Source organism: Immundisolibacter sp. (assembly GCF_050250495.1).
Classification (GTDB): domain Bacteria; phylum Pseudomonadota; class Gammaproteobacteria; order Immundisolibacterales; family Immundisolibacteraceae; genus Immundisolibacter.
In genome coordinates, this window is the sequence record NZ_JBFWOM010000037.1 from 1 (window position 1) to 9,495 (window position 9,495).

The window sequence follows — 9,495 nt, forward strand, 5'->3', positions numbered from 1 at the left end:
TGGCCGACCCGGAGCTCGCGCAGGTGGGCCGCTTCGTCTACAACCGCGGCAACCCGTTCTCCGGCGTCGCGGCTTGCGCCGACTGCCACGGCGCGGCGGGCCACGGCACCGACAGGCTGCCGCGCCTCGGTGGCCAGCATGCCCAGTACGTGGAGAACCAGCTCAAGGCCTTCAGCAAGCGAGAACGCACCAACGACAACGCGGTGATGCATACCATCGCCTCCAAGCTCACCGAGCTGGAGCTGAAGGCGGTGGCGGCCTATGTCAGCGGGCTGAAGTAGCCGCAGCCATCGCGCTGCCGATGGCGCCGGCCAGGGCGCGCGGGTCGATCGGCTTGGTGACGTGGCCGTCCATGCCGGCGGCGAGGTAGGCGTTGCGCTCCTCGACCATCGCGTGGGCCGTCAGGGCGATGATGGGAATGCGCACGCCCCGCTCGCGGATGAGGCGTGCAGCCGACAGACCGTCCAGGTGGGGCATCTGGATGTCCATGAGGATCAGGTCGAAGCCGCCGCCGGCCGCTGCCGACACGGCCTCGCGCCCGTCGCCGACGACGACGCTGGCGTGGCCGAGATGGGCGAGCAGTTCTCGCGCCAGGATCTGGTTGACCTCGTTGTCCTCCGCGACCAGCACGCGCAGGCCGATGGCCGGCGCATCCAGCAGGCCGAAGCCCGAGTCGGGACGCTCGGCTTCGGCCGCCTCGCCGCGCGACAGCGGCATCGTTGCGCGAAAGACGCTGCCGCGGCCCGGCGCGCTGTCGACCTCGATCCGGCCGCCCATCAGCTCGACGAGTTCCTTGCTGATCGCCAGGCCCAGGCCGCTGCCGCCGTAGCGCCTAGCGATGCCATCGTCGGCCTGGGAGAAGCGCTGGAACAGCCTCGGCAAATGGTGCGCTGCGATACCGATGCCGGTGTCGCGAACGGTCAGGGCGAGTTCCACGCGGCCATCGGGCAGCGCCCGCTGGCCGGCCTCGATGCACACGCTGCCGCGCTCGGTGAACTTGACGGCGTTGGCCGCCAGGTTCAGCAGCACCTGCCTGAGCCGGCTCTCGTCGCCGCGCAGTACCGGCGGCAGGTCATCCATGCATCGCGCCTCGAGCCGCAGCCCCTTCTGCGAAGCCGCGGTGGTGATCGAAGCGACGACGTCGTCGACGAGCCGGCGAGGGTCGAACGCCGCACTGCCGAGTTCGAGCCGCCCGGCCTCGATGCGCGAGAGATCGAGGATGTCGTCGATCAGGGCCAGCAGCGTCTTGCCGGAGCGCCGGATGGTGTCGACGTAGCCACGCTGCTCTTCGGTCAGCGGCGTCCGTTGCAGCAGGCTGTTCATGCCCAGCACGCCGTTGAGCGGTGTGCGGATTTCGTGACTCATCGCAGCCAGGAAACGCGACTTGGCCCGGCTCGCCGCCTCGGCATCGGCCTTGGCCCGGGCCAGTTCGCGCTCACCGGCGGTCACGTCGCGAAAGACACCCACCACGCCGCCGTCGGGCGTCCTGCGCTCGACCACGTGGATCACGCGGCCATCGCGCAGCGTCTGGTCGTGCGCGCCGTCGCCGCCGAGGTGCCTCGCCAGACGCTCTCGGCGCCAGCGCTCTCGCTCGGTGCCGAGGTCGTCGCCGGGCAGCAGCGCGGCGGCGGCCGCCTCGGCGAGGCGTTCGTAGGGTACGCCCGGCGCGAGCACCGGGCGCAGCCATGGATAGATCTCCAGGTAGCGGTCGTTCCAGGCCTGGATCCGGTCTTCGGCGTCGCACAGCAGGAAGCCGTCGGAGATGGACGCCAGGGCGCGGTCGAGAATGGCCTTGGAGCGGGCCATTTCGCGTCGTGCGCGGCTCAGGCGGACCAGCTGCCAGTGCGCCGCTGCACCGGCCCCGACGAGCAGCAGCATGAACGCGGCCGCACCACCCAGGAGGAGGCGGCGATTCTGCCGCCAGCCGGCCAGCAGGTCGTCCATCCGGATGCCGGTGGTCATGCGCAGCGTGGCGTACAGCAGCGGGCGCACCACGAGCAGGCCATCGGAGCCGTCCAGCCGTCCGCTTGCGCGCATCACGCCGACGCCGTCGGCATCGACCGGCAGCGGGCTCAGCGCGGTGCCCAGGCGCGCGTCGAAGGCCGGCACGCTGGCCAGCAGCGTGGCCGGTTCGCGCTCGACGGTGACCACCATGCCCGGCGTCTGTTCGGCATGTGCCAGTAGCGTGCCGATCAGCGCCAGAGGCACTTCGGCCACGATCAGCAGGCGCTCGCCCGAGGCGAGCGTCGTGGTGCGCGCAAAGAAGAGCGCATGATCCGAGCTGGAGCGACTCAGCTCCGGGCCATGTACCGCGAGCCGCGGTGCCGGCTGCGCCAGCATGGCCCGCACGAAGCCCTCCGGCAGCGGCACGCCGAGCCTCTCGCTGTCGGGGCGCGCCGCGGCAAGCAGGCTACCTTCGGCGTCGAACACCGCGAGGTTGTGCATGGTGAGGTTGCGCCGCACGACGCCGTCGAGGATGGCGCGGGCGCGACCGAGTTCGATGCTGCCATCGGCGCTGCGGGCGAGGTCGAGCACCGATCCCATCTGGGCGAGCGACACGTCCAGGCCCAGCAGGGTCCGGTTCAGCGCGGCCTCCGCGCCGTCGGCGAATCGCTGCACCTGGGCCTCGGCCGCCTCGACGGATTCCCGCTGCCCGCGCGCGAGCAAGGCGAAGGCCACTGCTGCCGTGGCCGCCACGAACACCAGCACGATGGCCCAGACCACCAGCGGGAAGCCGGCGTCCGAGAAGTCTTCCTCGGTCGAGCGGCTCACTTCAGCGGGATCCCGGCGGCCGCGCCGATGGTCCGGTTCCACACCGGCACGCAGGCCGGGCCGCAGCGCTGCACCCAGGCCGGCAGGACCTTGCCGACCAGGATCTCGCGACTCAATGCGTGATCGGCGGCAGTCTCGCGCACCGCCACCATCCGGCCATTGCGCTGGCTGGTGCAACCGGGTGCGCCGATGTTGCACGCGATGCCTTCGCCGGTCTCGCGCTCCGCCTCCTCCCAGATGGCGCGCTCCAGCTTCGGCAGTTCGGTGCGCATCAGTTGCCGGGTGTCGGCGTCCAGGGCGCGCCAGGCATCGCCGTTGGCCACGAAGGCCGCCAGTCCCCAGGTGACCGGCAGGGTGTGCAGGTGGCTCGTCACCTGGTGCAGCCCGATGCTGTGGCCCGACATGGTGCCGGTGATGGCGCAGTCGATATTGCCGCTGCGTACGCTGGCGACCGTCTCGGCAAAGGCGGTCTGCACTGGCGTGGCACCCAGCGCGCTGACCCAGTCGGACTGCGTGGCCGACGACACCCGGATGCGTCGGCCCGCCAAGTCGGCGAGGCTGCGCATGGGCTGGGTGCAGAAGGTAACCTGGGCAGGGTAGACGTAGACGGCGAGGAGCTCGGCGCCATGGCGTTCACGCAGCAGCGTCTCGAGGCGAGGCCGGTAGGCCTCGATGCTGCGGCGCAGGGCCGGCAGATCGGGGTTGAGTCCCGCGAGATCGGGGGCCGCCACCTCCGGCTCCTGGGCAGCGACGGCCGCGAGCAGCGCCGTGCCGAATGACACCGAACCCAGCTGCACCAGCCGCAGCATCTCCTGGCTGCGGATGCCGGCACGGTCGGCCGGCACGATCTCGGCACTGACCCGCCCCTGCGACAAGGCGGGCAAGGTTCGGCGCCAGAACGGCTCCTCGTGGCGGATGTATTGATTGACGCCGGCCAGGCCGCCGACAATGCGCAGCTGCTGGGTAGGCTGTGCCGCCACCGGTGGCCCGAAGCCGCCAAGGCACAGCCCGATCGCCGCACCCGTCAGGCGCAGCGCGCGCCGGATACCTTCCTGACAGCACATCTTCCGACCTCGGCAACCCCGTGTCGGAAGATTAGCTCCGCGGAGATCAAACGGAGCGCCGGATCATCCCGAAGTGAGCAATCTCACCGATGGCGGCACCGCAGCGTCGCAGCACCGCCACCCGGTTCAGACCGCCAGCATGTCGCTCCAGATATTGTCGGCCCACGACAGTGCGTAGCGCCCTTCCACCTGGTTGGCGGCGGCCGACACGCCGCCAGCGCCCTTGACCGGCAGGAAGGTCTTCTGCTCGGCGTCGTACTGGTGCACCGAGGCGACGTGCACGACATCCTTCGCGGTCACGAAGCTGTAGCAGGTGTTCATCACCACGGGCGTGGCATTGACCGCTTCTCCCTTGAGCAGCTGGATGACCGCGGCGGCGGCCACCTTGGCCTGCTGGTTGGCCATGTGGCCCGACTTGGGCATGGTCGGTGCCGGGAAGGTGGCATCCCCCAGCACGTGCACGCCCGGCATGGCGGTCGACTCCATCGTCAGCCAGTTCACGCCCACCCAGCGGTTGTTGACGTTGACCAACCCGCTGCTCTTCGCGAGATCGGCGGCGCGCTGCGGCGGAATGACGTTGAGCACGTCGGCCTTCACGTCCTCGAACTCCAGCTTGGCCGTTCCCGTGCCGGCATCGACTTCCTTCAGCTCGGCATTGGGCCGGTACTCGAGGATGCCGTCGTAGTGCTGCTTGAAGGCCTTCTCGAACAGGCCCTTCTTCGAGGTGATTTCTGGGTTCGCATCGAGCACCAGCAGCTTCGACTTGGGCTTGGCCTGCTTGAGGTACGAGGCGATCATGCAGGCGCGCTCGTAGGGTCCCGGCGGGCAGCGGTACGGCGCCTTGGGGATGGCGATGGCCATCACGCCGCCGTCGCGCATCGATTCGATCTGCTGGCGCAGCGCCACGGTCTGCGGGCCGGCCTTCCAGCTGTGCAGGAACTTCGCCTGCGCCGCCGGCGTGCCGAGCCCGGCCACGGCTTCGGTCATGAAGTCGATGCCGGGCGAGACGATCAGCCGGTCGTAGGCCAGCGTGCTGCCGTCGGCCAGCTTCACCTTCTTGCCAGCGGCGTCGATGGCGGTCACCTCGCCTTGCACCACCTTCACGCCCATGGCCTTCAGGCCATCGTAGCCGCGGGTGATGTCGCCGATCTGCTTGTAGCCGCCCAGCACGAGGTTGGATATCGGGCAGGAGACGAAGCTGGCGTTGCGCTCGACCAGCGTCACGTCGACGTTGCCGCCCCACATCTTCAGGTAGCGCGCCGCGGTGGCGCCGCCGAAGCCGCCGCCGACCACCACCACGCGGCCGATCGACGGGCCGGAGGCCGAGGTGGCACAGCCGGCCAGGGACAGGGCCGAGAGGCCGCCGAGTGCGGCGCCGGCGCCCAGCAGGCGGCGGCGGGAGAACATCGTGTCGTTCATGTCGCGCCTCCTCATTGCGCCGGCTTCTGGGCCGCGAACCAGTTGGCGATCAGCTGGAGCTGCTCGTCGGTGTAGCCCTTGGAGATCTGGTGCATGATCGTCGCCGGCTGGGCACCGCTCTTGTAGTCGGCAATCTGCGCCAGGATCTTGTCGGCCGCCACGCCGGCCAGCGGCTTGACGTCCTTGCCGCGCACGTTGCCTTTGGTGCCATGGCAGTTGGCGCAGGTGGCGGCGAGGTTGCGCGCCAGGTTGGGGTCCGGGGTCTGGGCATGCGCCCAGGTCGCGGCCAGCGCCAGGGCGGCGGCGACCAGGGGACGACGGTCGAGCATCAGGGATCTCCTCGGCAGTGAACGCGCGGATTGTGTGTCAATCATGCGTTCCGCCGCGCTCCGGGTTTACGCACTTGCCAAGCAGGCGACTGTGGCTTTCAAATATCAGTCGATTCGAATGTACTGTTGAAGAACGATGCGCGCGTTCGGAAAAACCCTTCCCGTGCTGCTGGTCGCGGCGGCGCTGCACGGCGCCGTGCGCGCGCAGGACAGCCCGGTGCCCGAGGCGGTCGCCCCCGGGGTGTGGATGGTGCAGGGCCAGTCGGCGCTGGGCTCCTCGGCCAACCGAAACTTCATCTCCAACGCCGGCTTCGTGATCACGAACGACGGCGTGGTCGTGATCGACGCCCTCGGTTCGCCGGCGCTGGCCGAGGAACTGCTGGCGCAGATCCGGCGCATCACGCCGCTGCCGGTGCGGCACGTGATCCTCACCCACTACCACGCCGACCACATCTACGGCCTGCAGACCTTCAAGGCAGCCGGTGCCACGGTGATCGCGCATCGCGCGGCCGGCGAATACCTGAACTCCGAGACGGCCGTGCAACGCCTGAAGGCCAGCCGCGAGGAACTGTTTCCCTGGATCGACGAGAACACCCGCGTCGTCCCCGCGGATCGCTGGATCGACGGCCCGACGACGCTGACCCTCGGCGGCGTGGAGTTCCGGCTGCAGCCGGCAGGCCCCTCGCACACGCCGGAAGACATGGTCGTCTACGTGCCGGCGCTGCGCACGCTGTTCGCGGGTGACCTGGTCTTCCGCGGCCGCGTGCCCTTCGTCGGCCAGGCCGACAGCGGCCACTGGATCACCGCGCTGGACACGCTGCTCGGCTACGACATCGACATTGCCATCCCCGGCCACGGGCCGGCCTCGAAGAACGCTCGCGCCGACCTCGAGCTGACGCGCGACTACCTGGTGCACCTGCGCCGCACGATGGGCGAGGCGGCGCGTAACATGGAGCCGTTCGAGGACGCCTATGCGAAGGCCGACTGGTCTCGCTTCGACAAGCTGCCGCTGTTCAAGGCTGCCAACCGCATCAACGCCTACAACACCTACCTGCTGATGGAGCACGAGGCCCGATGAGCACCACCCGACGTGCCGTCCTCGCCCTGCTGGCCGCATCGGCTGCCGGAGCGCGCGCCGCGCCGGCAGCCGTCGGCGAGCCGGTGCGCTGGCCGGAAGTCACGCTGCTCGACGGCTCGCGCTGGACGCCCGCGGCGCAGCGCGCGCAGGTGGTGGTGTTCTGGTCGGTCAGCTGCCCGTTCTGCAAGCGCCACAACGCCCACATCGACAGGCTTTACCGCGCCGCGGCCGACGGCGGCCCGCAGGTGCTCACGGTCAGCCGCGACCGCGACGTCGCAGCGGTGCAGCGCTACCTGTCTGTCAATGGCTACGGCTTCCCGGTCACCCTGGCGCACGACGCGCTCGCTGCCGTGCTGGCCGCGCGCCGCATCATCCCGCTGACGGTGCTCGTCGACGCCCGAGGCCGGCTCAAGCAGGCCATCCCCGGCGAGATGTTCGAAGAAGACGTGATGGAACTGCTCAAGCTCGCCTGAGCCCGGAGAACCGCCATGAAGATGCTCGTTGCCACCCTCGCGCTCGGCGCCCCGCTGCTGGCCGCCGCGCAGGCCGGCCCCCTGTTCAAGGACGCCGACATCGCGCTGGGCGAGAAGCTGATCGCCGAGCACAAGTGCACCGCCTGCCACATCCGCCGCGTCGGCGGCGACGGCAGCGCCATCTACCGTCCGCAAGGCCGCATCAACACCGCCGGCGCGCTGCGCGGCATGGTCGACTACTGCAGCACGGAGCTCAACCTCGGCCTGTTCCCCGAGGAGGTGACGGCGGTGGCCGCCGTGCTCGACCGCGACCACTATCGCTTCGAGCACAAACGATAGACTTCCGCGCATGAGCGACCCTGCCCCGCCCGCCGCCACCGACACCGAGGCCGATGAAGTCTTCGAGTCGGCGGCCGAGTTGTTCTCGCTGCTGTCCACGCCGATCCGGCTGAAACTGCTGTCGGCACTGTGCAACGGCGAGCGCAACGTCTCCGAATTGCTTGCCCAGATCGACACGACGCAGCCCAACCTGTCGCAGCACCTGGGCACGCTGTACCGTGCGCAGATCCTCGGACGCCGCCGCGAGGGCACGCAGATCTACTACCGCATCGCCAACCAGCGCGCGGTGACGCTGTGCCGCGCGGTGTGCACGCAGATGGCGCTGGAGATGGACAGTTCGGCCGAACTGCCCGACGAGGAACGGCTGCTGCCGCCGCACCGCCGCCCCGCCTGACGGGCCCGCCCGCGCAGTCGCGGGGCTGCACGACCGTTCGTGCCGGCGCACAATGCGCGGCTGTCGACGCCGCCACGCCACCGAGATGAGCACCCACTTCCTCCGAGTTGCAGGCCTGCTGGCCGGCGTGCTGCTGGCCGCCGTGGCGTGGCCGGCGCGCGCCGGCACCAGCGCCGAGCAGGTGGTGGGTGGCATCGAAGCCGTGCTGTTCGTCTGCACGCCGCTGGACGGCAAGAGCGTCAAGCCGGGGCAGGAACTGCTGCAACGCGCCGTGGAGCAGCGCAAGCTCGACCTGGTCGCGATCCGGAAGTCCGAGGCCTACCGCGCCACCTATAACTCCGAGGTCAACCGGCTGCTGGCGCTGCCGCAGCGCGAGCGCATCACCGCCTGCCAGACGGCTTGGTGAGAACCCGCCACCCAAGGCGCGGGGTTGCCACGGCAGGCGGGCGGATCGACGATCTCGCCAACGCAGCACCACCACCGCGCCATGTCCTCCGCCCCCGACTTCCAGCCCCGCAAGCTGTCTCCCGCCGAGGTGCAGGAACTGCGCTGGCATGAGCTGCTGCAGCGCCTGCAGACGCTCAACGCGCAGCTCGAGTACCTCAAGCTGATGATGAAGCTGGGCGTGCGCTGAAGAACCCTTTCAGACGCCGCGCTCAGACGCCCGTCAGCACGCGCAGGTGCGCGGCGACGCTGCGCGCCAGCGCGCTGAGGTTGTAGCCGCCTTCCAGGCACGAGACGATGCGCCCCCGCGCGTGGCGCACGGCGATGTCCTTGATGCGCAAGGTGATCCACTCGTAGTCGGCCTCCACCAGCCCGAGCTGGCCGAGGTCGTCTTCGCGGTGTGCGTCGAAGCCGGCCGAGATGAAGATCATCTCCGGACGGAAGGCGTCGAGCGCCGGCATCCAGTTGGCCTCGATCAGCTCGCGCAGTTCGCCGCCGCGCGTGTACGGCGGGATCGGCAGGTTGAGCATGTTGGTGCCCTTGGGCACCGCGCCGCTGTACGGGTACAGCGGGTGCTGGAAGAAGCTGACCATCAGCACGCGGTCGTCGCCGGCGAGGATGTCCTCCGTGCCGTTGCCGTGGTGGACGTCGAAGTCGATCACCGCCACGCGCTTGAGGCCGCGCACGTCCAGCGCATGGCGTGCCGCCACCGCCACGTTGTTGAAGAAGCAGAAGCCCATCGCCTCGTCGCGCGTGGCGTGGTGGCCAGGCGGGCGCACGGCGCAGAAGGCGTTCTCGGCGCGGCCGTCGAGCACTGCGTCGGTGGCGGCCACGGCGGCGCCGGCGGCGCGCAGCGCGGCCTTCCAGGTGCCGGGGTTGGCGGCGGTGTCGGGATCGAGCGCCTTGGCCTGCCCGCTGGCCTCGACCTGCTCGAGAACGTCGCGCAGTTCGGCCACGTAATGGTGGGTATGGGCCAGCTCCACGTCCTTCAGGTCGACCAGCGGCGCGTCGTGACGCGTCAGCGCGATGTCCAGGCCGGTGGCGATCAAATGGTCTTCGATCGCGTCGAGCCGCTGCGGGCATTCGGGGTGGCCCGCGCCCATGTCGTGGCGGCGGCAGTCGGGGTGGGTGAAGAACGCCGTGCTCATGTCTCGGGGTTTTGTTCTATCGGTTATGGTCTCGT

12 protein-coding genes are annotated in these 9,495 nt (G+C 69.9%); 7 read left to right on the forward strand and 5 right to left on the reverse strand.

Annotated elements, in window-relative coordinates:
* The coding region (locus tag AB7F93_RS13715; protein WP_428303472.1) for a c-type cytochrome at positions 1-281 on the forward strand (281 nt) is incomplete at its 5' end.
* On the opposite strand, the gene AB7F93_RS13720 is transcribed toward AB7F93_RS13715, so the two are convergent.
* The 4 genes from AB7F93_RS13720 to AB7F93_RS13735 form a co-directional block, all read right to left on the reverse strand.
* Complete coding sequence (locus AB7F93_RS13720) at positions 265-2,772, reverse strand: ATP-binding protein (RefSeq protein WP_428303473.1); 2,508 nt, start codon at positions 2,770-2,772, stop codon at positions 265-267. The genes AB7F93_RS13715 and AB7F93_RS13720 overlap by 17 nt on opposite strands.
* On the reverse strand, positions 2,769-3,836 hold the full coding sequence (locus AB7F93_RS13725; RefSeq protein ID WP_428303474.1) for a TRAP transporter substrate-binding protein: 1,068 nt from the start codon (positions 3,834-3,836) through the stop codon (positions 2,769-2,771). Before AB7F93_RS13725 ends, AB7F93_RS13720 begins: the two co-directional genes overlap by 4 nt.
* A gap of 126 nt (positions 3,837-3,962) precedes the next feature.
* Complete coding sequence (locus tag AB7F93_RS13730; protein WP_428303475.1) at positions 3,963-5,255, reverse strand: FCSD flavin-binding domain-containing protein; 1,293 nt, start codon at positions 5,253-5,255, stop codon at positions 3,963-3,965.
* Between the two features lie 11 nt (positions 5,256-5,266).
* On the reverse strand, positions 5,267-5,584 hold the full coding sequence (locus AB7F93_RS13735; protein WP_428303476.1) for a c-type cytochrome: 318 nt from the start codon (positions 5,582-5,584) through the stop codon (positions 5,267-5,269).
* 136 nt (positions 5,585-5,720) lie between these two features.
* Here AB7F93_RS13735 and AB7F93_RS13740 point away from each other — a divergent pair, with 136 nt between their 5' ends.
* From AB7F93_RS13740 to AB7F93_RS13765, 6 genes are all read left to right on the forward strand, one after another.
* Complete coding sequence (locus AB7F93_RS13740) at positions 5,721-6,662, forward strand: MBL fold metallo-hydrolase (RefSeq protein ID WP_428303477.1); 942 nt, start codon at positions 5,721-5,723, stop codon at positions 6,660-6,662.
* On the forward strand, positions 6,659-7,135 hold the full coding sequence (locus AB7F93_RS13745) for a TlpA disulfide reductase family protein (RefSeq protein ID WP_428303478.1): 477 nt from the start codon (positions 6,659-6,661) through the stop codon (positions 7,133-7,135). Before AB7F93_RS13740 ends, AB7F93_RS13745 begins: the two co-directional genes overlap by 4 nt.
* Before the next feature lie 15 nt (positions 7,136-7,150).
* Positions 7,151-7,474, forward strand: coding sequence for a hypothetical protein (locus tag AB7F93_RS13750; RefSeq protein WP_428303479.1), 324 nt, complete (start codon positions 7,151-7,153; stop codon positions 7,472-7,474).
* 10 nt (positions 7,475-7,484) lie between these two features.
* Entirely contained in the window at positions 7,485-7,868 is a 384-nt protein-coding gene (locus tag AB7F93_RS13755) for an ArsR/SmtB family transcription factor (protein WP_428303480.1), read from the forward strand.
* A gap of 85 nt (positions 7,869-7,953) precedes the next feature.
* A complete protein-coding gene (locus tag AB7F93_RS13760) occupies positions 7,954-8,274 on the forward strand; it encodes a hypothetical protein (RefSeq protein WP_428303481.1) in 321 nt (106 codons plus the stop codon).
* 81 nt (positions 8,275-8,355) lie between these two features.
* Positions 8,356-8,502, forward strand: a complete 147-nt coding sequence (locus AB7F93_RS13765) for a hypothetical protein (RefSeq protein ID WP_428303482.1) — start codon at positions 8,356-8,358, stop codon at positions 8,500-8,502.
* A 22-nt stretch (positions 8,503-8,524) separates the two neighbouring features.
* On the opposite strand, the gene AB7F93_RS13770 is transcribed toward AB7F93_RS13765, so the two are convergent.
* The gene (locus tag AB7F93_RS13770; RefSeq protein WP_428303483.1) at positions 8,525-9,460 is read right to left on the reverse strand and encodes a histone deacetylase family protein; all 936 of its coding nucleotides are present in this window, start codon (positions 9,458-9,460) and stop codon (positions 8,525-8,527) included.
* Positions 9,461-9,495: the final 35 nt, after the last annotated feature.